Raw genomic sequence first — 23,561 nt, 5'->3', positions numbered from 1 at the left:
CGCTGTGGGTCACTTCTCGATGTCCAGCACCGCCATCATGCCCCGGTCCTCGTGGTTGAGGATGTGGCAGTGCAGGACGGTCTTGCCGGTGTAGTCCTTGAAACGGATCCGGATGACGAGCCGCCCGTGGGCGGAGACGTTCGCGACGTCCTGCAGGCCGTGGCTCTGGTGCGCATGGCCGTTGATGCTCATCAGCTGGAAGTGATTGGTGTGCACGTGGAAGGAGTGTTCCTCGTTGCTTTCGTTGACCACGGTCCACTCCTCGACCGTGTTCAGCTTGGCCCGCAGGTCCACCCGGTTGGGGTCGAACTGCTTGCCATTGATGTAGAACTTGGTGCCGGCCGCGTTCTCGGAGAACACGACGGTGCGCCGCACGGCGATCTTCTCGTGGGCCAGATCCACGGTCGGCGCGAAGGACGAGGTGGGCAGCGTCGCCGGTCGCGCGGAGGGCCCTGCGGAGACCAGGGTGGCCAAGGTCGCCTGCGGGAAGGAATTGCCGCCCGGTCCGGTCTGGTACGGGAGCGTCTCCAGCTCGGTGCGGCCGGCCGGACCGCCCTGTACCAGTACGTCGAAGCGGGCCCCGGCCGCAAGGAGCAGCGAGTCGGCCGTCCAGATGCGGTCGACGGGTGTCCCGTCGTGCGCGATCACATGGAACTTCTGGCCCCGCAGGCGGACCTTGTAGTAGATGTTGGCGCTGATGTTGGCCAGCCGCCACAACTGGGTCTCACCCGGGCGGATGCGGATGACCGGATTCAGCTGGCCGTTGACGGTGCGATGTGTGGGCGCACCGATGTGCAGACCCTGGGTCTTGATGGCATCGCCCTGGAGCTGGAAGTCCTTCAGCGCGATGACGTGCTCGGTGATGTGGTGCAGGTTCGCCGGAAGGTACTGCTGCAGGCCGTCGACGATGAGGATGCCCGACGTGCCACCGGCGACCTGCGGCGCGGAGGTGTGGTGGGGGTGCGGGTGGTACCAGTAGGTGCCGGCGCGCAGCGTCTTGGGGAACTGGTAGGAGTAGTGGAAGGTTTCGCCCGGATGGATGTGGAGGAAGATGTTGTCGGCGTCGCCGCTCGGTGACACATGGAGACCGTGCACATGCAGGTTGGTCTCCTCGCCGAGCGTGTTCTTGAAGGCCAACTCCATCTTGTCCCCCGGCCGGATCCGCAGGGTGGGCGGCATGTAGCTGCCGTTGTAGGTGAGCGCCCACAACGCGTGGCCGCCGAGGTTCACGCGCCGTCTCTCCACGACGAGATTCGCCCGCAGCAGCCCGTTGTGGCTGACCAGTTGCGCCGGTTCCCGCAGCGGAGCACCCTCGGCGAACGAGGGCGAGGGCGACGGCGACGACATCATTGACGACGACTGGGACGGGGCGCTGGTGCAGCCGCTCATCAGGGCGCCGACGGCAAGGATCAGCGCCATGGTGATGCGAGGCAGCGTGGATCGGGATCGCATGACGTCTCCAGTGATGGACATCCAGGGCTCGCGTAGCTCAACACCACGAAACCCCCGGGACCGGCCACCCGCGCCCTGGCTGGACCGTTCGAGCGATGCTCTGCACCCGATGCCACGAGGGATGCGATGAGACAGACCTCCGCAACAACGACGACCACGTTCGCCCCTTGTTTGCTCGCACCCGGCCCGGTCTCCTTCGGAGTCGCCCAAGACCGAGCCGGGGCACTCGGATCGCCCCCGATCCCCACGCAGGCGCCGTCGCGCTGCCGGCGGCGGAACAGTGCGTGGACCCGGTCCCAGGGTCCGTACCGCTCCGGAACATGGCGCCAGGAAACACTGGTCCGGGTCCGCCACCGCATGCCGTCTATCAGTAGCCGCCGTGTCCACAGCGGCGGACGGCCCGGCGTGATGCCCTGCGGCAACAACTGCTCCGTGGCCGGCGGTGAACTCATGGATGTTCGCGCTGTCTGGTGCCGCTCCCCGACAGTACTCGTCGTCAGGGCTGAGCAGGCGGGGACGGCCTCCTGCCCACCGAGACATCTCACGACACCAACGTGTCAAGCGGCAGCGGCCAGTTCAGAGGGGAACGTGAGGTGCTCGTCGAACGGTCCGCCGGTCTGGAGGCAGTGGTAGAGCTGCCCGATCAGGCGGTTGAACAGGCGTGGCTGGGCGTCTGCATGCCAGTCCCCTTGTTCGCGTCGACGACGGTAGTGGGCGTCGGCTCCTGGCGAGGATCACAGGGCTGAGAACGCCGCGGACGTGACCCGTCGTGGTGGTGGTTCAGGTGGGTGGTGTACGGGTGATGGATCGGTTCCGGATGGCTGTACTGACGGGCGGTCGGGCAGCGCGGCGTTGTCTGGTCGCGCTCACTTGCCAGATGGCGAGGAGCAGCAGCGTGCCGGTTTCGGCGAGGAGGCTGAGGACGGCTTGTGGTGCCGGTTGCAGACCGCGTTCGGTGAATCCGAACACGCCAACGGTGCGCGAGGCGGTGAAGCCGCCGAGGGCGCCGAGCGCGACGCCTGCCTCGGAGATCCTCAGCAGCGGGGGTGGTGTCCCGATCAGCAGCAGGGCAGCGAAGGCGAAGGATGCGCTGGCCTGGAGCAGGAACAGGGGGCCAATGATGTGGATGAAGCGGTACCCGTCGATGTACAGCTGGGCGTGGATGTATCCGCCCGCGGCGAGGGTTGCGGCGGTCGCCGCCCGCAGGGTGGGGACGAGAAATCTTTGGGTGTTCATGCCAGCCTCTGGTCCTTGATGGCCAGTTCGCGGTCGCCTTGGCGGTAGCCGACGCTGCGGATGCCGAGTGCATCCTTGAGCTGCCGGGCAGGGACGACCTGGGGCGTGGGGGCGGGGGCGCGGCCCGGTTTGGGCAGCGGATAGGCGGTGGTGGTGGCGGAGTGGAAGGTGATGTTGCCCTCTGTCTTGGTGAACAGTTGGTGGACATGCCCGTTGAGACAGGTGACGGAGGAGAAGCGGCGCAGGAGTGCGATGACCTTGAGGGCGTCGTCGGTGCTCCAGCCCCACTTCGGGTACATGGCGAACAGCGGGATGTGGCTGAAGACCACGACGGGGGTGTCGGATGGCAGTCCCGCCAGGTCCTTGCGTACGAAGTCGATCTGCGCGTTGCCGATGTGCCCGAGTTTCTCCAGGCTCAGAGTGTTGACCAGGGCGATGAAGTGCACGCCGTGGGTGTCGAAGCTGTACCAGCCGTCGCCGAGCGTGCCCATGCCGAAGGTCCGCCGGTAGGCGCGGCCTGCATCACCGATGGAGTCGTGTTCGCCCGGTACGGTGAAGACGCGGTCTGTCTTCATTCCGGTCATCATCTGCTTGACCTGGTCGAACTGCCCGGCCGTGGACAGGTGGGTCAGGTCGCCGCTGTGCATGACGAAGTCCGGTCTGAATCCGAGTGAGTTGACCTGGTTGATCGCTTCGTTGAATGAGCCGGCCACGTCCATGTTCGCCGGGCCCCGGAACCCGATATGGCTGTCGGAGACCTGCACGAACCGCAGCGCGCCGCTTCCCGCTGAGACGGCCCCGGCGGCAGCCCCGGCGTTGGTGTCCCGGGAGTCCGCGATGTGACTGATCACCTCTCCGCTGGCCACAGTCAGCACCACCGCTCCGCCGAACCACCCTGCGTGACGCATGAGTTGACGCCGAGTCATACCGTGTTCGGTTTCAGGCCGGCCGGCGTCGTCGGCCGGTGCTCCGTCGTGACGGTCGTAGTAGTCGGTCATCGGGTCACCTCCACGGTGGCGGTCATGAACGGATGGATGGTGCAGATGTAGGCGTAGGTGCCGGGCTTGGTGAACGTGTAGCTGTAGGCGGCGTGGGTGGCCAGGGCGGCCGAGTGCAGGGGGCCGCCCGTTCCGGCGCTGGTGACGGTGTGGGCGTCGGTATCCTGGTTCGTCCACGTCACCGTCGTGCCCGCTTTGACCTGCAGCGTGGCCGGAGAGAATGCGAAGTTCTTGATCGCGACGGCATTCCCGGTCACCGGCGCGGCCGCCGCGCCCGTGCTCGAGGTACTCATGGGCATGCTCATGCCGGGCATCGGGGAGGCGCCGGGAGCGGAGCCCGCCGTTTTCCCCGACCCCGTGGCCCCGGGCATTCCGGCCGCCTGGTGCTGACCCGGACCGGGCGTGATGGCGCCGACCCCGGCGGACGAGGAATGCGACGACGGGCCGCATGAGCTGAGGAGCCCCAGCGCACCGGCAGTGGCGATGGTGGCGACGGCCAGCCCGGCCGCAGCACGGGATCGCCGAGTGGGTGGGCGAAGGTTCACGTACATGGTGTGCGTTCCTCACTGATCAGGCGGAGACGGGAACTGCGCCGGCTCGGGCGCACGCAACCGCAGGGATGTGGTGGATGGCGCGTTCATGGGCACGCGTCCCTCACGGACCCAGCGAGCGAGCCTGGGTGCCGCCCCGTGCCGGCTGCCCGCCTCGAGGTGCTCCGCGCTGCGCATCCGCCCTGCCACGCCACGAAGATGAAGGCGGCACGCGGCAGTTCGCCCGAGCAGGCAGCCGCGAGCGACTCGGGGCAGGTCGGCGTCGCCCATACGGGTGATGCGCACACTGGCCGGATGGAGCTCTGCCCCGGTCGCCGCACAGCCGCCGATCACTGTGCGTAGCGCCATCGACGTGGTGTGTGCTGGACATCGGTCGGGGCTGCAGAGTGGCACCGGCTTCGATGCACGGGGGCAGGGGAGCGGGGCCGGGTGGCGAGAGCGCGTGCGTCGCCTGGTGCATTTCGGTCACCCCTGTTCCACCCCTTGCCGCAGGGGAAGCGATGAGGAGTTGCGCGTAAGCCGGTTCTTGTTCGCCTCCACGGACGGCATGGCTCCTGCGGTTCGATGGATACGCACCTTTTGTGGGACTTCGTGGGATCGCTGCAGGTCAGTCGGCCCCGGACTCGCGCATGCTTGATCATGGCGAGGTCGTAACACCGCAAGGGCGTACCACCTGCAGCACCCACAGCGCGTGACCGGCATCGAGCTGCTCGTACAGGACAAAGCGGCGCATATGCCTGATGATCGTGTTATGCCCTGGAGTTCCCGAAAACGTGGTCCAAGGACCGATCCGGATCGCTCCGCGCACCGTGTCTCTGGTAAAGGGACCCTTTCGACCGCGGATGAGGAACTGCTGCGCACGCTGTACGCGGAGCACTCAGGAGCCCTGTTCCACTACGTGCTGCGACTGACCTCAGGAGACTGGCAATGGGCAGAGGACGTGGTACAGGAGACACTGCTGCGAGCGTGGCAGCATCCCGCCGCGTTCGACCCCGCACGCGGCCCGGCCCGGGCATGGCTGTGTACGGTCGCTCGACACCTGGTCATCGACGCCCACCGGGCCCGGCAGTCCAGGCCGGCCGAGGCCGGTGGCGATGTGCTGGAGCGAGCCGCCGAGCAGAAGCCGGGCAAGGACGAGATCGAGCAGGCACTGCAGAGCTGGGCGGTTGCCGAAGCCGTCCGGTCACTGTCCCCGGACCACCGCGCCGTCCTGCTGGAGACCTACTACCGGGGCCGGACCATGGCGGAGGCCGCACAGGTGCTGGGCATCCCGCTGGGCACAGTGAAGTCGCGGACGTACTACGCCCTGCACGCCCTGCGGCTGGCGCTGCAGGAACGGGGGATCGAGCCATGACCGTGGCGGGCAGGAGGCGGCGACCATGAGTGCGGAGCATGACGCCCTCCGGCTGACGCTGGGAGGTTACGTCTTGGGCACGCTGCCCTCGGTGGAAATGGAACAGGTGCGCATCCACCTCGCGGCATGCACCGAATGCCGGGCCGAACACGCCCAGCTGGCGGGATTGCCTGCGCTGTTGGCGACGGTGACCGAAGCCGAAGCCTCGGGCCAGACGGTGCCGGCGGCCGAAACGGACCTGACTGACCGACTGATGGTACGGGCAGCCGAAAGCGCGGAGGGCTCCCCGCTGCCCGAACGGCCCGCCGCGCCCGCGGTGTCGAAGACCCCAGAGGGGGGTGTGCTGGAGAGGCTGCTCCAGCAGGCTGCGGCCAGGCGCCGCAGGTCTTGGCGTCTGCAACTGGCCGGCGCTGCAGTCTCGCTGACGTTCATCGCGGCAGCGGCCGGTGGCACATGGCTGGCGGCCATCGGATCCGTGGGCAGTCAGGCGAGGCCGCCCGGGCCGACCGCGCCGACCGTCTGGCGCACCTTCTCCGGGAGCGATCCCACCACCGGCGTCTCCGCCTCGGTGAAGGTCTCGCCCTCTGCCTGGGGCAGTGTTCTGCAGATCTCCGCAGGAGGGGCACCCGCCGGAATCACCTGTCGGCTGCAGGCGGTCGGGCCCGGCGGGGCCAGGACGGACGGCGCTACCTGGCGGGCAGGGGAGTACTCTCCCGGCACCACGATCCCAGGAGCGGTCGCCATGGCTCCGGGAGCCATCGAGCACTTCGAGATCCTCGCGGGCAACGGTCAGAAGCTGGTCACCATCCGAGCGTGAGGCCAGACCATGGCGGTCATGTCACTGGGCGGCCGGTCGACCAGTGGCATGACGGCAGCAGCAGGGCGTGAGGATTGGTGGCACAAGAGGCCAAGACGACGTCGCCTTCGAAAGGCCGGGCGCTCCGGGGAGCCGACTTGGGCGAGTGCGGCGAGGGACCCTGGACATTCGACAAGCACCGGGCCGCCCTCAAGACCGGTGGACCGAGCTGGAGGGGCGCGCACAGGACGTCCAGCTGATGGCCATGGAAGAGGTTTCTACCCGTGACACCGGCTGTACGGGCACGCTCGTGATCACCGTAGCCCCTCGATCCCGCCGCACCGCGTGGCTCCGGGATCGGCGGGACCGTCCGACAAGGGCTCGCGGCCGATGAGTGTGGCGGCCTCGGAGGCCGACACCGGCACCTGTATGGCCGAGGGGCTGAGCGGGAGCCAGCGCGCCGAGGCGGCTGATGGTCGGTCGGCCGCCGCCAGCCGGGAATGATCACCCCCGCCAGGTTGATCAAGGTGAAGGCCATCCGGGTACGCGACCAGCAGGTCGAGGGTCGAGGGGTGGGGTGAAGCAGCCATCCGATCGATCTGCCCGCGGTGGTGCCACGCATCGCTGGGCCGGTCAGCTGCGGCGGCTGCTTCCCCTGCACGACCTGTCTCGGGCGGCTGTGTCGGTACCGGGGCAGTTCTGGAGCTCGGTCGTGGGGCTCTGACCTGCTTCCGTCACGCGACCTCCCCAGGGGCCGGTCGGCCATCCCGCGCCGGGCCCCGCGGGTGCCGGCCGCGTACACGGGCGGGCACGGCTGTGCGAAAGGGGTGCGGCGGCATACATCTCCGCTTCCGCCGGAGGAGGCTAAAACCGACACCCTGGCCCCTCTCGCGACGCGCCGACGGTTTCCGGGCCCTGGTCACTCTCGCCCCGCTGCGTCGAACCGGCCCAGTCCGCAGCTGACTTCATGCATGAGCGGGCCGACGGGGCGCGCACGACTCTTCTTTTCCCGAAGTCCGTACAACCCGGAGAAGAGGATCCATCACGTCTGCATGCGGAGGACCGCGATCCAGCCGAAATGTAGGCACGGACGTCCGTCCCAGGTCTACGGCGCGACACTTCCACGGGGTCGTCCGGAAGGCCACCGGCGAGGGGATCGAACTGCCGGTGCCCAGTCCGGCCGCGCAACAGCCAGCTCTGGACAGAGGCAGCTGAGCCCCGACAGGCGCCGACATTGACATGACTCGCAGGAATCGGAACAAAAAGGGCAAATAGCTCGAACCATCCGGCATGTGTCGTCCGTGGAACTGATTGAGCGCGCCCACGCAGGATCAGGATCCGGCCTACCGACCACCCCCGAATTGCTTGCGGTCATCCCATTCCGGTCTCCGCACATCGACAGAAGAGCCAGAAGACCATGTTCGTGACCGATTCCCCCAGCCCGACTTCACTGCTCGGCCGGCCCTGCCGTCGCCATGCACTGCTCACCCTGCCGGCGCAGGAGGCGCACGTCTCCGCGGCTCGTCACTTCGCAGCCGATTTGCTGGAGACCTGGAGTGTGCCCGCGGGTGAGCGGGACTCCGCCATTCTCATCATCGACGAACTCGCCGCCAACGCTGCCCAGTACGGCCATGAGCGCATGACCCTGCTGCTCGCCCTCGACCACGAAACTCTGTACATCGTGGTCACCGACTCCGGCGCGGCCGTGGAGCGTCATCGCCCCGGCATCGCCTCCGACGAACACGGCCGTGGCACCGGCATCGTCCAGTTCCTTGCCCAGTCGACCGAGATTCGCCAGACACGCAGCGGCCGCGAAGTCCGCGCCTGCCTGAGGTGCTCGCCATGACCGGGCCGGACGCTCCGCACGAGCTGCGACCCACTGCCGGGGCCGGCACTGCAGCACAGCCACGGGCTACCGGGGGCGGCCGCGGCGAAAGGCCACCCGACACACCCGCCGAGTGGTCCTTCGCGACCCACAAGCCGTGTCCCATCGACGGCTGCCCGGGCCCGGCCCAGGTGCCCATGCGGTCCGCGGCCCACCCATCGGCGCTCGATCGCGGCGGCCCCCACCACGACACGGTGCTGTGTCAACGCTGCGGCGCCGGCCCCTGCGTACCGGCGGAGGTTTGAGCGTGGACGTCACCCCGAACAGCGGCGAGGGCATCGACGCCCCGCCCCCGCACGAGGCATATACGCATGCGCCAGATCTGCGCCGCGAGATGCACCAAGTGCTGGCCCCCGGAGCCGAACGTGCCTGGCTGCTACGCCGGAAGGCCCTCATGGACCGGAGGGCCCTGGACTACCTCGGCCCCGTCGCAGCTGCCGCGGAACCCGCCGAGCAACTCGTCCTCCACGACCGCCGCCATCTCGGCCTGGCTGTCGGCCCGCACCACCCCGACACCATCACGCTCGCGTGGCCGACACAGATGAGCCACGCGCATGACCGCCAGTTGTCACAGCCCGCCACCAGCGACAAGGAGCTACAGAACATGGGTGGAAAGCAGAAGACACTCGCCATACTCGCCGGAGCCGCGCTGGCAGCCGGACTCGCCGGCCCGGCCTTCGGGTCCACCACCGCTCACTCGCCGGCCCTGCGCACCGCCGCGACGGGGTCGGGGATGTCGGTCGTGGAGTGGAACCGCGAGCTCGTCACCATCCTCAGCAATCCGAAGGCGCAGCCGTCCACCGTCCAACCCACGCGCAGCTTCGCGCTTCTGCAGGCTGCCGAGTACGACGCGGTGGTATCGATCACCCGGGCCGGCCCCGCCTACGTGTTCTCGGTGACGGCGCCAAGAGGCGCTCGTGCGGACGCCGCAGCGGACCAGGCGGCCCACGATGTGCTGGTCGCCCTTTACCCGGCCAGGCGCGCAGGCTTGAACCAGCGGCTGAGCAGCCAATTGTCCGCGATATCCGGCGGCCCGGGCAAGCAGGCGGGTATTGGTGTGGGAGCGGAGGTCGCCCGCAGGCTGATCACCCTGCGGTCCAATGACGGATCCTCAGCCAAGCCACCGCGGTTCCGCCCCGGCGACAAGGCCGGGGACTACCGGCCCACCCCTCCCAATTTCCCGACACCGGTCTTCACCGACTGGGGCTCGGTCAAGCCGTTCGTACTGGCCGACGGACGGCAGTTCCGCCCGGCACCGCCGCCGGCCGTGAGCAGCGCCGCGTACGCCACCGCCTTGAACGAGGTCAAGAGCCTGGGGAGCAAGACCAGCACCACCCGCACTCCCGATCAGGCAGCAGCCGCGAAGTTCTGGGCGGCGGCACCCGTATGGAACGTCTGGAACCAGATCACGCAGAACCTCGTCACCTCCCAGAACGCGAACCTGGAGAAGGCGGTGAAGGTCTTCGCCCGGCTCGACCTGTCCCTCGCCGACACCGCGATCGCGATGTACGACGCCAAATATGTCTACCACGTCTGGCGGCCCGTGACGGCCATCCGACTCGGCGGTACGCACTACAACCCGAGCATCGTCGGGGATCCCAGCTGGACCCCTCTGCTGCCGACCGCACCGGATCCGTCCTATCCGGGCGCTCACGGCGCTCTCAGCCAGGCTGCGGCAACGACGCTCGCCGGACTCTACGGGGCGCGGCATCATTTTGCGGTGACCTCGAAGGGCGTCACTCGAACCTTCACCGGCTTCCAGGACGCCGCCACCGAAGCGTGGCTCAGCCGGATCTGGTCCGGCCAGCACACCTCCCTTGACAACCACGCAGGCCAGCAACTCGGCACCCAGGTGGCCGACTTCGTGGCAGGTCGGCTCTGACCGCACCGGCACGCTACAACCATGCACATGGTAGGGCCGAGAAGCCAGTGGTCCCGTCGCATCGGGTACCACTGGCTCGGGCCACGCTCAGAGGGCGGCCATCCTCCGTGCCGAGGGCCCGCAGCTGCTGGCCGGCAGGCAGGATGTCTGCCCGCAGGAAGTCCTGGCTTCCGGTCACCGCGACGCATTGACTCAATGACTGTCGTGGTCGGACCCACCCGGTCCAGGTCGCTGAGCGCGGGCCCGCCCATGTCACTGTCGGCGGACCCGCAGTCGGTGGCCTCGCTCGAGTCCCCGTAGGACTGCTGGAGAGTCACCCCTATTCAAAGGTCCTGACGTCCATGCCGGGGATCGGCGTCAGGACCGGAGCCAGGATCCTCATCGACGTCGGCGACGCCAGCAGCTTTCCCACTGCAGCTCACCTGGCCGCCTACGCAGGTCTCGCCCCAGCGACGAGGAGCTCAGGCTCCTCGATCCGCGGTGAGCAACCGTCCCGGCGGGGAAACAAGCAGCTCAAACGAGCCTTCTTCCTCTCCGCGTTCGCGTCGCTGGCCGACCCGGCCTCTAGGACCTACTACGACAAGAAGATCAGCCAGAGCAAACGCCACACCCAAGCCCTGCTCTGCCTCGCCGGACGACGAGCCGATGTGCTCTTCGGCATGCTCCGCGACGAAACCTTCTACGAACCGCAGACCACAACTGCCCTCACATAACCGGCGGTTCAGCCGGGCGCAAGACACGATCGGCTTCAGCATCGAACCCGAGTACCGGATGACCGTAATCGCCCTCCAAATCCATCAGTACCGGCTTTCCCAGCCGTCGACCGATGTCCCGCAGGAAACGGCCGAAGAGATCGAGTCGCTCCTGCCCCTGGAGCTCCCGCAGATCTACATCGAAGTCGATCTCCTCCACCGCATGGAAACGGAAGATCGCCAGCACCTCGGTTGACAGCCAGACCTCCAGCTCAGGGCACTCGGCGTCGGCCGGGCGGGAGAGCACTGCATCCGCGCTGGGCACCGGCAGCACCGTCTCGCCCTTGGAGTACTGGCACTTCCAGCCCCGCTCACCGACGAGATCAAGGAGCGCCTGCCAGTCCTCCACCGAGGCATCCGGGACACGCACGTCCGGCAGCGAACCCAGCAGATCAGGATCGAAAAAGTACGCAACGTCGTCCCACGGCAGATCAGACACCCCGCCATGCTGCCCGGCAGCCCATCACGACGCAGCCCGATTTCCTTGACGAACCACATAGGGGCACCACCCCGGCGGCAGTACGGCGCGTTCCAGTCGCCCGCCGACGTGATCAGCGAAGGCGAGCTCGCCGGCCTCCCAAGGCGGCGTGGCCACGGCCCCGGGCTGGACCATGATCAACGATCGGTCCGGCGTGGGTCCGTCGTCGCCATGGCATGAACCGTCAGGATCATCAGTACACGAGGAACAACCGACAGCATGTCGTTCCTCTCGGCTTGGAGGAACTTTCCATGGCTGCAGAACTGGACGGATCCACCGCTCTTGTCACCGGCGCCACCGCCGGCATCGGCCGGGCCGTGGCCCTTCGCCTGGCAGCGTCGGGGGCCTCGGTCATCGTTCACGGGCGGGACGAGCAGCGGGGTGCGGAGACCGTCAAAGAGATCGCTGCCGCAGGCGGGAAGGCTCGGTTCGTTGCTGCGGATCTGAGTAGCTCTGAAGATGTCCTGCGCCTTGCCGCTGAAGCGGGCGAGGTGGACGTTCTGATCAACAACGCCGGTATCTACCGGTTCGCCAGTACGCCGGACACCACCGCCGAGATGTTCGACACTCAGATGGCCGTCAACTCACGCGCGCCGATGCTCCTGGTCGGTGCCCTCGCTCCGGGAATGGCTGCGCGGGGGCGTGGCGTCATCGTGAATGTGAGTACAGCAGCGGCTACCACGCCGGTGCGGGAATCGGGCGCTTACGGGGCCTCCAAAGCTGCACTCGAACTTCTCACACGAGTATGGGCTGACGAGTTCGGCGCCCAGGGCGTCCGCGTGAACGCCGTGGCTCCGGGCCCTGTCCATACCCCCGGGACGGAGGAGATGGGAGGTGAAACCCTCCAGGCGATCGGGCGAACCACCGTACTGGGGCGGGTCGCAGACCCTGAAGAAATCGCGGAAGCGGTTCTGTTCCTTGTTTCGTCCCGCGCCAGCTACATCACCGGCGCGGTTCTCGAGGCACGCGGCGGACAGCTCGCGATCGGCTGACCCTGGGCAGACGAGAGAGCAGGTGACCGCGACGTGGCGGGTCAGGGTCGCGCAAGAAGCCGTTGCATCGCCATCAAGGCGGTGATCAGATCACATGACGGTGCCGCAGGGCGGACAGCCACAGCGGGCGAGCCGCAACCGCCCGAGTGGCTCGCCGGCGCCTTGCACTGGAACTTCTGCCGGGACGGGGCGCATCCCGACCACTGCCTCGAGACGCTTCTGCAGGCTTCCTGGGAGGAGCACCTGCTCCGGCACGGCGGCCGACTCACCGGCTCCCACCAGGCAGCCGAGGAAGAGACGCGGGCCGGGTCTGGCGCAGGCATTTCGCGAGGCCATGCCAGAAGCCGCCGCGGTGGGGCCTGGGCGGATCTTGTACAGACCCGATGGGCTGATGCTGCGCGCCCCGCGCCTCTGTCTCACCGGGCTGCGGCGGGCCACTGGGGTGATACGCGGTGGCAAAGGCACCCCGCAGCGGCGAGGGGCCGGGGAACCGGCCCCGGCTCCTCGTTCAATCGAGGCAGAGAACCGATTTGCCGCGCAGAAGTCGGCTCCAGGGCGCGGACCTGCGAGCCATGCCCACTGCGTTTGAGGGAGATTGCCATGAGCGGTACGACGACCTTGCCGACACCGTCCGGTCCCTACCTGGACGCAGGGCTGCTGCCCGCCGACTTCTACGCCTATGAGGAACTGCTGTCGGAGAAGGATCGGGGGAAGATCGCATCCCTGCGCGAATTCCTGCGCACGCAGGCCGCCCCGCTCGTCGACGACTACTGGGCCCGCGCCGAGTTCCCCTTCCAGCTGGTGGAGGGCTTCGGGAAGCTGGGCTTGATGGCATGGGCCGACCCCGACTCCCCGGAATCAAGGCCGAGCAACCTCTTCTCTGGCTTCACCGCGCTGGAGCTCGCACACTTCGACGCGTCCTTGGCGACGTTCTTCGGCGTGCACACAGGTCTGGCCATGGGCACCATCCTCGCCTGCGGCTCCGACGAGCAGAAGCGGCGCTGGCTGCCGGCGATGAGCCGCTTCGAGAAGATCGGCGCCTTCGGGCTGACCGAGCCGCACGGCGGATCCGACGTGGCGGGTGGCCTGCGGACGACCGCGCGACGTGACGGCGACGGATGGATCCTCGACGGAGCCAAGCGATGGATCGGCAACGCGACGTTCGCCGACCTGGTCGTCATCTGGGCCCGCGATGTCGAGACGCAGCACGTGCTGGGATTCGTCGTGGAGAAGGACACCCCCGGGTTCACCGCGACGAAGATCGAGAACAAGATGGCGCTGCGGATCGTGCAGAACGCCGACATCGTGCTCGACGGCTGCCGTGTCCCGGAGGCCAACCGGCTCCAGAACGCGAACTCCTTCAAGGACACCGCCAAGATCCTGCGCCAGACGCGCAGCGGCGTGGCGTGGCAGGCGGTGGGAGTGATGTTCGGCGCCTACGAGATCGCCCTGAGTTACGCGAAGGAGCGCGAGCAGTTCGGTCGCCCCATCGGAGGCTTCCAGCTCGTGCAGGACCTGCTGGTGAAGATGCTCGGCAACGCCACGGCATCCTGCGGGATGGTGACGCGACTGGCCCAGTTGCAGGACGCCGGGGTGTACCGGGACGAGCAGTCCGCGCTGGCGAAGGCCCAGTGCACCGTGCGGATGCGCGAGAACGTCGGGTGGGCGCGGGAGCTGATGGCCGGCAATGGGATCGTCCTCGACTACAAGATCGGCCGCTTCGTCGCCGACGCGGAGGCCATCTACTCGTACGAGGGCACACGGGAGATCCAGACCCTCATCGTCGGACGTGCCGTGACCGGCGGCCTGAGCGCCTTCGTGAGGTGACGACCATGACCACCGAATCCGTCTTCACCGGCTTGAAGGTCCTCGACGCGTCGAGCTTCATCGCGGGACCGGCCGCGGCCACCGTGCTCTCCGACTTCGGAGCGGACGTCATCAAGATCGAGCCACCGGGCAAGGGGGACCCCCAGCGGCGGCTGAGCTCCGTGCCGCCCAGCCCCCGGGCCGAGGCCAACTACAGCTGGCACCTCGCCAACCGCAACAAGCGGGGCATGGTGCTCGACCTGAAGTCCCCAGCGGCCACCGAGGTCCTCAAGCGGCTCGTCCAGTGGGCCGACGTGGTGATCACCAATTTCCCGCACGGCACGCGCGAGAAGCTGCACCTCGGCTACGAAGAGGTCTCGGGCTGGAACCCGAGAGTCGTCTACGCCGACATCACGGGCTTCGGGGATGCCGGTCCCGACGCCGGACTGCCGGGCTTCGACCTGACCGCTGCCTGGTCGCGCAGCGGGCTGCTGGCCTCCACCCGGGACGCGGGAGCGCCGCCGACGGTGCCGGTCTGGGGCAGCGGCGACTACATGTCGGCGATCGCGATCTACGCCGCGATCGTGACCGCCCTCTACCGCCGCGAGCGGACAGGACAAGGGGCCAGCGTCGGGACGTCGCTGCTCGCCGCAGGCGTATGGGCGACGGGAACACTCGTGGCCGGCGCGCTCGCCGGCGGCACGCCGTTCCAGCTGCACGACCGCAAGGCACCGGCGAACCCCCTGATCAATCCCTACCGAACCGCGGACGACGAGTGGTTCATGCTGGTCGCCTCACCCCCGCACTGGCCGGGACTCACACGGGCCATCGGGCATCCCGAGCTCCTCGAGGACCCCCGTTTCACCGGCATCGAGGGCTTCGTCAAGAACTCCGCCGCACTGACGGAACTGCTCGACGCCGAGTTCCGCTCACGCCCGTTCGCCCACTGGAAGGACGCCCTGACCCGGGAACGCGTCACCTACAGCCTCATCCAGACACCGGAAGAGGCAGCACAGGACCCGCAGCTGCGCGCGAACGACATCGTCGTGCCGCTGGCAGGGGTCAGCGGGCTGGAGTACACCATCAACAGCCCGGTCACTGTGCGAGGCGTCGAGAAAGTCCCGGCGAAGCGGGCCCCGGACCTTGGTGAGCACAACGACGGAATCCTCGCCGAGCTGGGATTCGGCCCTGCCGACATCGCCGAACTGCGCGCCCAGGGAGCGATTCCCGGCCCGACGCAAGCACAGGCGCCGCAATGAGCACGGCGCCCGAAGCGCCCGCCATGGTGCTGCACGAGCGCCGCGGCGGCGTGCTCACCCTCACCATCAACCGCCCGGCGCAGAAGAACGCCGTCGACCACGAGGTCGCGGTACAACTCGCGGCGGCCGTAGATCTGCTCGACGCGGACCCGGAACTCTCGGTCGGCGTCCTCACGGGCGCCGGCGGGGTGTTCAGCGCCGGCATGGACCTGAAAGCCTTCACCAGAGGGGAGCTACCGGTGCTCCCCGGCCGGGGATTCGGCGGGCTCACCCGCGCGGCGGTGCGCAAGCCGCTGATCGCCGCGGTCGAGGGCTGGGCGCTCGGCGGCGGCTTCGAGATGGTACTCGCCTGCGATCTGATCGTCGCCGCGGAGGACGCCCGGTTCGGGCTTCCCGAGACCACCCGCGGTCTCGTGGCGGCAGAGGGCGGACTGGTCCGGCTGCCGCGCCGCCTTCCGTACCACGTCGCCGCGCGCGTACTGCTCACCGGCGAGCCGCTGACCGCCGCAGAAGCCAAGCAGTACGGGCTCGTCAACGAACTGACCCCGCCTGGCACCGCGTTGACTGTGGCCCGGGAACTGGCGGAGCGCGTCGCGCGGAACGCACCGCTGGCGCTCGCAGCCGTCAAGGAGGTCCTGCGCGAAACCCAGGGCCTGAACGAGAGCGACGCGTTCACACGCCAGGACGAGATCACCAGCGGGCTGGCCACCAGCGAGGACGCCAGGGAAGGCGCGCGGGCGTTCGCCGAGAAGCGCGCACCCGTCTGGCACGGCCGCTGATGCCGGTCACATCAGCCCTAACCGCCCGCACCCGATTCTCTCAGGAGCAGTGACCAGTCATGAATGCGCACAGGCCTGTCCAGCGCGTGGCGATCGTCGGGACCGGCACGATCGGTGCGAGCTGGGCGACGCACTATCTCGTCCGCGGCTTCGACGTCACGGCGACCGATCCCGCCCCCACCGCGGAGACGGCTCTGCGGTCGTACGTGGAGGCGGCCTGGGACGCGGCTGCCTCGATCGGGCTCGCGCCCGGGGCTTCGCCCGACCGGCTGAGCTTTACCGCCGACCTGCGTCAGGCCGTCGCGGACGCCGACTTCGTCCAGGAGAACGCACCGGAGCGGCCGGAGCTCAAGGTGAAGCTGTTCGCCGACATCGACGAGGCCACGCCGCCGGACGCGATTCTCGCGTCGAGTTCATCGGGCATCACGATGAGCGTCATCCAGGCCGAGTGCCGGGGCCCGGAGCGGACCGTCATCGGGCATCCCTTCAACCCGCCGCACATCATCCCTCTGGTCGAGGTCGTCGGCGGCACGAGGACCGATCCGGACACGGTCCGGGACGTCATGGCGTTCTACGCCGCGATCGGCAAGAAGCCGGTCCACCTCAAGAAGGAACTTCCCGGGCACGTCGCCAACCGCATCCAGGCCGCCCTGTACCGCGAGGTGGTGTACCTGGTCCAGGAGGGCGTGCTCGATGTGGCCGACTCCGATGACGCGGTGTTCTGGGGCCCGGGGCTCAGATGGGGTGTCATGGGACCCCATCTGCTGTGGCATCTGGGCGGAGGCGAGGGCAGCATCCAGCACTTCATGGAGACGCTCATGCCGCGGATGGTGGCGTCCTGGCAGGACCTGGGCACCCCCGAGTTCACACCCGAGCTCCAGCAGACGATCGTGGACGGTGTCCTCGATGAGGCGAGCGGTCACTCGGTCGACGAGCTGGCCGACCGGCGCGACGCGATGCTCTCGGCCCTGCTGGCCGTGCGCGCCTGGTATGACTCCTCCGCCCCGGGGTCCACAGCCGACCCGGTGACAGAGGAGGGGGCATGACGCAGCGGCAGGAAAGGCTGTTCGTGCTCGAAGCCAGCGGTGGCGGCCGGCTGTTCTGCGTGCATCCCGACGGCTCGGGCAAGACGGTCCTCGTCACCGGGTGCAGGGTTCCTGACGGGGTGGCGGTCGATGTGGCGGCCGGGCACATCTACTGGACGAACATGGGTGTGCCGGAGGAGAACGACGGCTCGATCGAGCGTGTGGACCTGGACGGAGGCAACCGGACGACGATCGTGCCGAGCGGCGTCACGCACACCCCGAAGCAGCTCCACTTCGAGGCCGTGGGCCGGAAGCTGTACTGGGGTGATCGTGAGGGCATGCGCGTGATGCGCTGCGAACTCGACGGCTCGAACGTCGAGACACTCGTGCAGACGGGACAGGGAGCCGACGACCGCCAGGACGAGAGAAGGTGGTGCGTGGGAGTCGCCGTCGACCCGGCCCGCGGACATCTCTACTGGTCCCAGAAGGGCCCGAGCGACGCGGGGGAGGGGAAGATCCTGCGGGCCGGAATCGACCTGCCCGACGGACAGAGCGCGGCCGAACGCAGCGACATCGAAGTGCTCTTCGAAGGGCTGCCGGAGCCGATCGACCTCGAACTCGACCACGCGCAGTGCCTGTTGTACTGGACGGACCGCGGCGACCCGCCCCGGGGCAACACCGTGAACCGCGCACCCATGCACCCGCCGAACGCAGTACGTTCGCCCGAGATCCTCCTCACCCACCTGATGGAAGGCATCGGCATCACCCTCGACCCGGACGGCGGCCGTATGTACGTGACCGACCTGGGCGGCAGCATCTACACCGCCGGCCTCGACGGATCGGACCGCAAGGAGATCCTCGTCGCACAGGGCAACCTCACCGGAATCGCCCATGCCGTGCTGGTGACCGGAAAAGGCGTCTGACCAAGTGCGTACGTCACACTTCCCATTTGGTTCAACATTAAATTACACTGAGGGGTGTCGCAAAATTCAAGGAGTCCTTGTGGAGAGCATTGAATCGGCCGGCGTTGACGCGCAGCACTCTGTGCGCGTCTTCAGTAGTGCGGCACGGTGGCTGACTGAGCAGGTCGGGCAGGAAATTCGACGTGAGACCGGCATGTGGCAGATCCACTATGAGATGCTCTCTTGGCTGGCGGAAGCTCCTGAGGGGCAATTGGGCCTGACCAAGTTGGCCCGGCGGATGGGCATATCGACCAGCAGACTCTCTCATCTGGTGGACCGCACACGGGAGCACGGCTGGGTGGTGCGGGTACCGGATCCCGTCAGCCGCCGCATCGTCCTGGCGCGGTTGACCGGTGCGGGAAGAGATGCCTTGCGGGCCGCAGCCCCCCTTGAGCTCGCCTGCGTGCGCTCTCATTTCCTCGACCGTTTGACGCCTGCCCAGGTTGAGCAATTGCGTGAGATCAGTGAGGCACTTATCGGGCCGGTGGACCACCACGACGAAGGCGTCGGTGCGGATTCGGAATACTCGGAACGGTCAGCCTGACGTCGCCTTCCTCCACCGCAACTCGGTAATTGTGCTTCACGCATGAGGAAGTGCATTCGCAGACGACGTTTCTGTCCTCGGACGTCCCGCGTGCCGACGTCACTTCGCGGGATCGTCATTGGCGTCGCGCACCGCGCGCATGGCATCGGCGAGCTTGCCCACCCCGTCGCGGCCGAGAGGGGCGAGGACTCGATCGCGCAGAATCCCCGTAACCGCCTCGGAGATGGCCCGGGCCGTGTCCTTGCCCAGGTCCGTCAGTTCGAGGTAGATGAGGCGCCGGTCTTCCTCACAGGTCATACGCCGAGTCAGACCGGCCGCACAGAGCCGGTCGGCAAGCTTGGTGAACCCGCCACTGGACATGCGTGTCTCGTGTGCCAGGCGTGTCATCGGCATCCGGTTCTTGGGCGCGGTGAGCAAGCGCACCAGAACCTCGGCGGCGCCTTGGCGGAGGTTGAAGCGCTCGGCCAGTTCGCTCGCGAGAGAGTCCTGCGTGGCCTGGAAGCCCTGCATCACCAGCATCCACCCGTCGAGCAGCTCACGGTCAATGCTCTCGCCGCCACTACGGACGTCGCCACTGGCGGAGGGCGGCGTGGGCTCCGCCCTCCGCCGCCCTCTCGTCTCTCTCTTCATGACAGTGTCAACGCGCCGGCGGCGCAGATGTTCCTGATGACTCAGACGGGCAGGCCCGGCCGTGCCAGGACGGCGCGGGTCGTCAGCCCGCTGAGAATGCCGAGGCCGACGGCCGAGGCCGCCCACCAGGGGGCCCAGGGAAGGAGGCCGATGGCCTGGTCGACCGACCAGCGGCCGGGCCCGGTGAGCGTCAGCACGGTCGGCAGGACGGTCAGGACGAGTGGGTACTCGTAGCCGTCGTGCTGCACCCAGAGCCCGTTGCGGCACTTCACCGTGGCCGCGACCGTCATGACTCCCGCCGAGATGGTGGCCGCCAAAGGGGTGAGCGCTCCCGCGCTGAGCAGCAGACCTGCGGTGATCTGTCCGAGGCCCGCGGCGGCGGCGGTGAGCCGGCCGCCACGGAACCCGTCCGCTCGGAACTCCGCAGCTCCACCCTCGATCCCGTGTCCTCCCAGGCGGTGGCTGACCTTCTGGATCCCATGTCCGGCGAACAGCAGGCCGACGACCAGCCTCAGGATGAGCAGTCCGGTGTTCATCACACTCTCCTCGTGCGTGGGTGGTCAGCGCGGTGGCAGTAGGGGGCAGTTCCGTGCGGTCACAGCACGAAGCAGGTGTCGAAGATCTCGGTCGGAGCCTCCGGCGCGAAGCCGCGCTGGGCGCGCCAGTGCCGGTGCTGCTCGGACTCGGCGACGGCCTGGCCGAGCAGCTCCGCCTGTCGCGCGCCCGAGATACTGGGCTTGACGGTGGCCTGGTAGCCCCCGTAGTGGGCGACCGGACTCCAAGCCGGGCTGATCGCCGGTATCGCCTCGTCCAGGCCCTCGTACTCGGCGGCGGCGTACACAATGCGTCCGCCGGTGACGGTCAGGAGGGACTCGATGTGCGGGATGTCCTGCTCCGGGACGGTGAAGAAGTCGTCGGAGAGGACGGCGAGGTCGCCGTAGAAGCCAGGCTTGAGGATGCCCTTGACGTCCTGCTCACCGGTGAGCTTGGCGCCGGCCTGGGTGTACATGGTCAGTGCCGTCTCCCGGCTGACGCGGTTCTCCGGCGGGTAGATCGTCAGGTCGCCGATGGTCCGGCCGGAGACCAGCCAGTGCAGCGCGACCCACGGGTTGTAGGAGGACACCCGGGTGGCGTCCGTGCCGGCGCCGACGGTCAGGCCGCGCTCCAGCATGGCGCGCACCGGGGGTGCGTCCGCTGCGGCAGCGGCGCCGTAGCGGCGTACGAACGCCTCGCCCTGGAAGGACATGCGGTTCTGGACCGACATGGCGCCGCCCAGTGCCGCGACGCGGTCCAGGCTCTCGCCCGAGACGGTCTCCGCGTGGTCGAACAGCCAGCGGTTGCCGGCGGGGAAGAGGCCCTCGGCGGCGAGCTTCTCGAAGACCGCGAGGTCGCGGCGGATCGTCTCGTCGTAGGTGGCGTGCAGCCGGAAGCCCCAGCCGTTCTCCATCAGCAGCCGTACGGCCTTCTCGAAGTCGCCCTCGTAGCCCGCGGCCAGCTCAGGCCTGGGCTCGGTGAAGTTCTCGAAGTCGGCCGCCGACCAAGTCAGGTTCTCTCCGGCGCCGTTGAGCCGGAGCCATTCGTCGCCGTCTCCGGGCTTGACCATGTCGATCCAGCGCTTGAGGTCGTCGATCTCCTGGCCCGGGGTCTGCGGGAAGAGGTGGTAGGCGATGCGCAGCGAAAGCTGGCCGGCCTGGGCGAGGTCGATGACGGTGCCGTAGTTGTCGGGGAAGTTCTGGAAGCCGCCGGCCGCGTCGATGGCCGAGGTGAGACCGAATCGGTTCAGCTCGCGCAGGAAGTGGCGGGTGGAGGTCTTCAGGTCCTCGCCCTGCAGGGTCGGTGCCGCGGCGAGGGTGGAGTACAGGATCAGCGCGCTGGGGGCGGCCAGGAGCATGCCGGTCGGCTCCCCGTCACGGCCGCGCACGAGCTGGCCGCCCTTGGGGTCGGGCGTGGCCTTGGTGTATCCCGCCGCCTTCAGCGCCGCGCGGTTCATCAGGGCGGACTGGTACAGGTGCAGCACGAACACCGGTGTGTCCGGAGCGGCCGCGTTCAGCTCGGCCAGGGTCGGCAGGCGCTTCTCGGCGAACTGGTCCGCCGACCATCCGCCGACCACCCTGACCCACTGCCCCTTGGGGGTGCGGGCGGCCTGTTCGCGCAGCATCGCCAGGGCCTGGCGCAGCGTCGGTACGCCGTCCCAGCGCAGTTCCAGGACGTAGTTCAGGCCGCCGCGGATCACGTGCAGGTGGGAGTCGTTGAGGCCGGGCACGACCCGGCGGCCCAGCGCGTCGACCACTCGGGTCCGGCCGCTGATCAGTCGGGCGACGTCGTTGTCGTCACCGACCACGGTGACCTTGCCGTCCTTGATGGCGACGGCGCTGGCCTGGGGGTTTGTCGGGTCGCCGGTGTAGAGCTTGGCGTTGCGGATCACGAGGTCGGCGACGTGGTCGTCGCTGACAGGGGGGAGGCCAGCCACGGGCATAGTGGCCATGGAAATCATCTCCAATGAGCAAGCCCAAAAATGGGGGGTGTGGGGGGGTGAAGCGGTTGCTGGGGCCGCAGTGAGGGGGACTGACAGGCGGGCTTGAGTCAGCCCGCGGACGGGCCGCGTGGTACGGCCAGGACGGCGGCAGCGGTACCGAACGTGCTGGCCAGCAGAGGCCAGCCGAGCCCCGTGTGCTGCACGAGCAGGGCTCCGCCGAACGCGCCTGCCAGCATCGCCAGCACCGAGGCCAGCCGACGGCCGGCACGCGGATTGGTACCGCCTGCCAGGGTCGAGTCGGACGCGAGTCCGGTCAGCGTCAGGGTCAGCACCGTCGTGGTCACATCCGGAACGGCGAGTTTGCGGACCGTCCCGTTGCGCAGGCCCATGGCCAGCGCGATCAGGGCGATGAGCGCATGGACCGCATGGGTGGCGACAAAAGCGACCGTGGTGGCCGTGGCCAGCAGCACCGTTTCCAGCAGCAGGATGCAGCGCAGCCGGCTCGGCGACGTGCGGCCCAGCACGGTTCCCAGACGGCCGGCCGCTCCCGCTCCGACCAGGAAGGCGGCCAGCGACACCAGCGAGCCGAGCACCGAGAAGCCGGGGACGCCGGCGGCGGCGAAGCCGATGATGACCACGTTGCCGGTCATGTTCGCGGTGAAGACATGGCCCAGCCCCAGATAGCTGACCGCGTCGATGAGCCCGCTCACCGCCGTCACGGTCATCAGGGCCGGCAGCAGCGGCTCACGACCGCCCGGCGCGCCGGGCGCCGAGGAATGATTGAGGTTCACTGTCGTTTCCTTGGGTCACGGCCCATGCTGGGTTCGGATTGCTCGCGCACGAGAACATGGGCCGTCCATGGGCCGGCCGCTCGGTGGCAGGCCCGCTGCTTCTGGGACGCGGGATGACCTCTGCGCCGCTGCATCCCCGGGACGGCGGGTACTTCGAGGTCTTGGGCTGCGGGCCGGTGCCGGCCCAGGGGCGGGGTGCCCTCGGGCCGGCGACCCGGTGGATCAGCCCGCGGCGTGGGCGCCGATGACGGACTGGGCGTAGACGACGCCGAGACCGTAGGCGCCGCCGTGCTCCTTGACGATCTCCATGACAGGGAGGTAGGTCTCGGCACGGGCCCAGTCGCGCTGCAGCTCGAGCAGGACCTGGATCCAAGTCACCGGCACGGCACCGGCATTGACCATCCGCTCGATGGCGTGCTCATGAGCCTGCGGGGTGACACCGCCGGAGGCGTCGGCCACCACGTACACCTCGTAGCCCTGTCCGAGCGCGGACAGCACGGGGAGAACGATGCACACCTCGGTCCACAGGCCCGAGATGACGATCTTCCGGCGGCCGGTGGCCTTGATCGCCTCGACGACCGCGTTGTCCTCCCAGGCGTTCATCGTGGTGCGGTCGATGATCTCCTGACCGGGGAAGACCTCGGCCAGCTGGGGCAGGAGCGGGCCGGAGAAGGACTCGGCGGCCACGGTGGTCAGCACCGTCGGCACACCGAACGCCTTGGCCGCCTTCGCCAGGCCCACGGTGGCATTGACGATCGCGGTGCGGTCGCCGCTGGCGGTCCCGAAGAACATCTGCGGCTGGTGGTCGACGAACAGCATCACCGAGTTCTCAGGGGTCAGCAGATCCGGGCTGGGGGCGGCCTTGACATTGGCGATGTTGAACATGATGGGTTCCTCTTGTTCTGAAAGGAGC

General features: G+C 68.4%; 22 protein-coding genes and 2 pseudogenes. 12 read left to right on the top strand and 12 right to left on the bottom strand.

Going from position 1 to position 23,561, the window contains the following annotated elements; genetic code table 11:
* Positions 1-9: 9 nt before the first annotated feature.
* The 6 genes and pseudogenes from ACWCQS_RS32570 to ACWCQS_RS32545 all read right to left on the bottom strand — a co-directional run bounded on the left by ACWCQS_RS32570 (position 10) and on the right by ACWCQS_RS32545 (position 3,979).
* Positions 10-1,452, bottom strand: coding sequence for a multicopper oxidase family protein (locus tag ACWCQS_RS32570; protein ID WP_451007779.1), 1,443 nt, complete (start codon positions 1,450-1,452; stop codon positions 10-12).
* Positions 1,410-1,904, bottom strand: a complete 495-nt coding sequence (locus tag ACWCQS_RS32565) for a transposase (protein ID WP_451007778.1) — start codon at positions 1,902-1,904, stop codon at positions 1,410-1,412. The genes ACWCQS_RS32570 and ACWCQS_RS32565 overlap by 43 nt, the downstream gene beginning before the upstream one ends.
* 105 nt (positions 1,905-2,009) lie before the next feature.
* Positions 2,010-2,186 (bottom strand): annotated as a pseudogene (locus ACWCQS_RS32560) (IS110 family transposase); the annotation flags it as partial.
* Positions 2,187-2,232: 46 nt separating this feature from the next.
* Entirely contained in the window at positions 2,233-2,688 is a 456-nt protein-coding gene (locus ACWCQS_RS32555) for a hypothetical protein (protein ID WP_451007777.1), read from the bottom strand.
* Entirely contained in the window at positions 2,685-3,563 is an 879-nt protein-coding gene (locus ACWCQS_RS32550; protein ID WP_451007776.1) for a metallophosphoesterase family protein, read from the bottom strand. The genes ACWCQS_RS32555 and ACWCQS_RS32550 overlap by 4 nt, the downstream gene beginning before the upstream one ends.
* A gap of 119 nt (positions 3,564-3,682) precedes the next feature.
* Positions 3,683-3,979: a plastocyanin/azurin family copper-binding protein gene (locus ACWCQS_RS32545; RefSeq protein ID WP_451007775.1), complete on the bottom strand. Its 297-nt coding sequence runs from the start codon at positions 3,977-3,979 to the stop codon at positions 3,683-3,685.
* Between the two features lie 1,009 nt (positions 3,980-4,988).
* Here ACWCQS_RS32545 and ACWCQS_RS32540 point away from each other — a divergent pair.
* From ACWCQS_RS32540 to ACWCQS_RS32520, 5 genes and pseudogenes are all read left to right on the top strand, one after another.
* Positions 4,989-5,591, top strand: a complete 603-nt coding sequence (locus ACWCQS_RS32540) for a sigma-70 family RNA polymerase sigma factor (protein ID WP_451007774.1) — start codon at positions 4,989-4,991, stop codon at positions 5,589-5,591.
* Positions 5,592-5,616: 25 nt separating this feature from the next.
* Complete coding sequence (locus ACWCQS_RS32535; RefSeq protein ID WP_451007773.1) at positions 5,617-6,408, top strand: anti-sigma factor family protein; 792 nt, start codon at positions 5,617-5,619, stop codon at positions 6,406-6,408.
* Positions 6,409-7,810: 1,402 nt separating this feature from the next.
* Positions 7,811-8,233, top strand: coding sequence for an ATP-binding protein (locus ACWCQS_RS32530; RefSeq protein WP_451007772.1), 423 nt, complete (start codon positions 7,811-7,813; stop codon positions 8,231-8,233).
* 286 nt (positions 8,234-8,519) lie between these two features.
* A complete protein-coding gene (locus tag ACWCQS_RS32525) occupies positions 8,520-10,154 on the top strand; it encodes a vanadium-dependent haloperoxidase (RefSeq protein ID WP_451007771.1) in 1,635 nt (544 codons plus the stop codon).
* 302 nt (positions 10,155-10,456) lie between these two features.
* Positions 10,457-10,867, top strand: a pseudogene (locus ACWCQS_RS32520) (transposase); the annotation flags it as partial.
* On the opposite strand, the gene ACWCQS_RS32515 reads toward ACWCQS_RS32520, so the two are convergent.
* Entirely contained in the window at positions 10,860-11,345 is a 486-nt protein-coding gene (locus ACWCQS_RS32515) for a hypothetical protein (protein ID WP_451007770.1), read from the bottom strand. The pseudogene ACWCQS_RS32520 and the gene ACWCQS_RS32515 sit on opposite strands and share 8 nt — an antisense overlap.
* A gap of 290 nt (positions 11,346-11,635) precedes the next feature.
* Here ACWCQS_RS32515 and ACWCQS_RS32510 point away from each other — a divergent pair, with 290 nt between their 5' ends.
* From ACWCQS_RS32510 to ACWCQS_RS32480, 7 genes are all read left to right on the top strand, one after another.
* Positions 11,636-12,376, top strand: a complete 741-nt coding sequence (locus tag ACWCQS_RS32510; protein WP_451007769.1) for an SDR family NAD(P)-dependent oxidoreductase — start codon at positions 11,636-11,638, stop codon at positions 12,374-12,376.
* A gap of 600 nt (positions 12,377-12,976) precedes the next feature.
* A complete protein-coding gene (locus tag ACWCQS_RS32505) occupies positions 12,977-14,203 on the top strand; it encodes an acyl-CoA dehydrogenase family protein (protein ID WP_451007768.1) in 1,227 nt (408 codons plus the stop codon).
* A 5-nt stretch (positions 14,204-14,208) separates the two neighbouring features.
* A complete protein-coding gene (locus ACWCQS_RS32500; protein ID WP_451007767.1) occupies positions 14,209-15,441 on the top strand; it encodes a CaiB/BaiF CoA transferase family protein in 1,233 nt (410 codons plus the stop codon).
* On the top strand, positions 15,438-16,220 hold the full coding sequence (locus ACWCQS_RS32495; protein WP_451007766.1) for a crotonase/enoyl-CoA hydratase family protein: 783 nt from the start codon (positions 15,438-15,440) through the stop codon (positions 16,218-16,220). The genes ACWCQS_RS32500 and ACWCQS_RS32495 overlap by 4 nt, the downstream gene beginning before the upstream one ends.
* A 59-nt stretch (positions 16,221-16,279) precedes the next feature.
* Complete coding sequence (locus ACWCQS_RS32490; protein WP_451007765.1) at positions 16,280-17,266, top strand: 3-hydroxyacyl-CoA dehydrogenase NAD-binding domain-containing protein; 987 nt, start codon at positions 16,280-16,282, stop codon at positions 17,264-17,266.
* The gene (locus ACWCQS_RS32485) at positions 17,263-18,168 is read left to right on the top strand and encodes a 3-hydroxyacyl-CoA dehydrogenase (protein ID WP_451007764.1); all 906 of its coding nucleotides are present in this window, start codon (positions 17,263-17,265) and stop codon (positions 18,166-18,168) included. The genes ACWCQS_RS32490 and ACWCQS_RS32485 overlap by 4 nt, the downstream gene beginning before the upstream one ends.
* A 79-nt stretch (positions 18,169-18,247) precedes the next feature.
* The gene (locus ACWCQS_RS32480) at positions 18,248-18,751 is read left to right on the top strand and encodes a MarR family winged helix-turn-helix transcriptional regulator (RefSeq protein WP_451007763.1); all 504 of its coding nucleotides are present in this window, start codon (positions 18,248-18,250) and stop codon (positions 18,749-18,751) included.
* Between the two features lie 99 nt (positions 18,752-18,850).
* Here the strand turns inward: ACWCQS_RS32480 and ACWCQS_RS32475 are convergent, their stop codons facing one another.
* The 5 genes from ACWCQS_RS32475 to ACWCQS_RS32455 form a co-directional block, all read right to left on the bottom strand.
* Positions 18,851-19,270 (bottom strand): MarR family winged helix-turn-helix transcriptional regulator, encoded by a 420-nt coding sequence (locus ACWCQS_RS32475; protein WP_451007762.1) that lies wholly within the window; start codon positions 19,268-19,270, stop codon positions 18,851-18,853.
* A 152-nt stretch (positions 19,271-19,422) separates the two neighbouring features.
* Complete coding sequence (locus tag ACWCQS_RS32470) at positions 19,423-19,917, bottom strand: DoxX family protein (RefSeq protein WP_451007761.1); 495 nt, start codon at positions 19,915-19,917, stop codon at positions 19,423-19,425.
* 59 nt (positions 19,918-19,976) lie between these two features.
* On the bottom strand, positions 19,977-21,866 hold the full coding sequence (locus tag ACWCQS_RS32465) for an amidohydrolase (RefSeq protein ID WP_451007760.1): 1,890 nt from the start codon (positions 21,864-21,866) through the stop codon (positions 19,977-19,979).
* Between the two features lie 98 nt (positions 21,867-21,964).
* A complete protein-coding gene (locus ACWCQS_RS32460; protein WP_451007803.1) occupies positions 21,965-22,582 on the bottom strand; it encodes a YoaK family protein in 618 nt (205 codons plus the stop codon).
* Positions 22,583-22,870: 288 nt separating this feature from the next.
* Positions 22,871-23,533 (bottom strand): hydrolase, encoded by a 663-nt coding sequence (locus ACWCQS_RS32455; protein ID WP_228626459.1) that lies wholly within the window; start codon positions 23,531-23,533, stop codon positions 22,871-22,873.
* Between the last annotated feature and the right edge of the window lie 28 nt (positions 23,534-23,561).

The sequence above is a fragment of the Streptomyces sp. NPDC002076 genome, from assembly GCF_053593835.1.
Note: the sequence above shows the minus strand (reverse complement) of the source record. Positions and strands in the feature narration are given on the sequence as shown.

Bases quoted from the DNA above. Each gene is read 5' to 3' on its own strand.
- ACWCQS_RS32570 (WP_451007779.1), bottom strand. From the start codon at position 1,452: ATGCGATCCCGATCCACGCTGCCTCGCATCACCATGGCGCTGATCCTT.
- ACWCQS_RS32565 (WP_451007778.1), bottom strand. From the start codon at position 1,904: ATGAGTTCACCGCCGGCCACGGAGCAGTTGTTGCCGCAGGGCATCACG.
- ACWCQS_RS32555 (WP_451007777.1), bottom strand. From the start codon at position 2,688: ATGAACACCCAAAGATTTCTCGTCCCCACCCTGCGGGCGGCGACCGCC.
- ACWCQS_RS32545 (WP_451007775.1), bottom strand. From the start codon at position 3,979: ATGAGTACCTCGAGCACGGGCGCGGCGGCCGCGCCGGTGACCGGGAAT.
- ACWCQS_RS32540 (WP_451007774.1), top strand. From the start codon at position 4,989: ATGCCCTGGAGTTCCCGAAAACGTGGTCCAAGGACCGATCCGGATCGC.
- ACWCQS_RS32535 (WP_451007773.1), top strand. From the start codon at position 5,617: ATGAGTGCGGAGCATGACGCCCTCCGGCTGACGCTGGGAGGTTACGTC.
- ACWCQS_RS32510 (WP_451007769.1), top strand. From the start codon at position 11,636: ATGGCTGCAGAACTGGACGGATCCACCGCTCTTGTCACCGGCGCCACC.
- ACWCQS_RS32505 (WP_451007768.1), top strand. From the start codon at position 12,977: ATGAGCGGTACGACGACCTTGCCGACACCGTCCGGTCCCTACCTGGAC.
- ACWCQS_RS32500 (WP_451007767.1), top strand. From the start codon at position 14,209: ATGACCACCGAATCCGTCTTCACCGGCTTGAAGGTCCTCGACGCGTCG.
- ACWCQS_RS32495 (WP_451007766.1), top strand. From the start codon at position 15,438: ATGAGCACGGCGCCCGAAGCGCCCGCCATGGTGCTGCACGAGCGCCGC.
- ACWCQS_RS32490 (WP_451007765.1), top strand. From the start codon at position 16,280: ATGAATGCGCACAGGCCTGTCCAGCGCGTGGCGATCGTCGGGACCGGC.
- ACWCQS_RS32485 (WP_451007764.1), top strand. From the start codon at position 17,263: ATGACGCAGCGGCAGGAAAGGCTGTTCGTGCTCGAAGCCAGCGGTGGC.
- ACWCQS_RS32475 (WP_451007762.1), bottom strand. From the start codon at position 19,270: ATGCTGGTGATGCAGGGCTTCCAGGCCACGCAGGACTCTCTCGCGAGC.
- ACWCQS_RS32470 (WP_451007761.1), bottom strand. From the start codon at position 19,917: ATGAACACCGGACTGCTCATCCTGAGGCTGGTCGTCGGCCTGCTGTTC.
- ACWCQS_RS32465 (WP_451007760.1), bottom strand. From the start codon at position 21,866: ATGGCCACTATGCCCGTGGCTGGCCTCCCCCCTGTCAGCGACGACCAC.
- ACWCQS_RS32460 (WP_451007803.1), bottom strand. From the start codon at position 22,582: ATGACCGTGACGGCGGTGAGCGGGCTCATCGACGCGGTCAGCTATCTG.
- ACWCQS_RS32455 (WP_228626459.1), bottom strand. From the start codon at position 23,533: ATGTTCAACATCGCCAATGTCAAGGCCGCCCCCAGCCCGGATCTGCTG.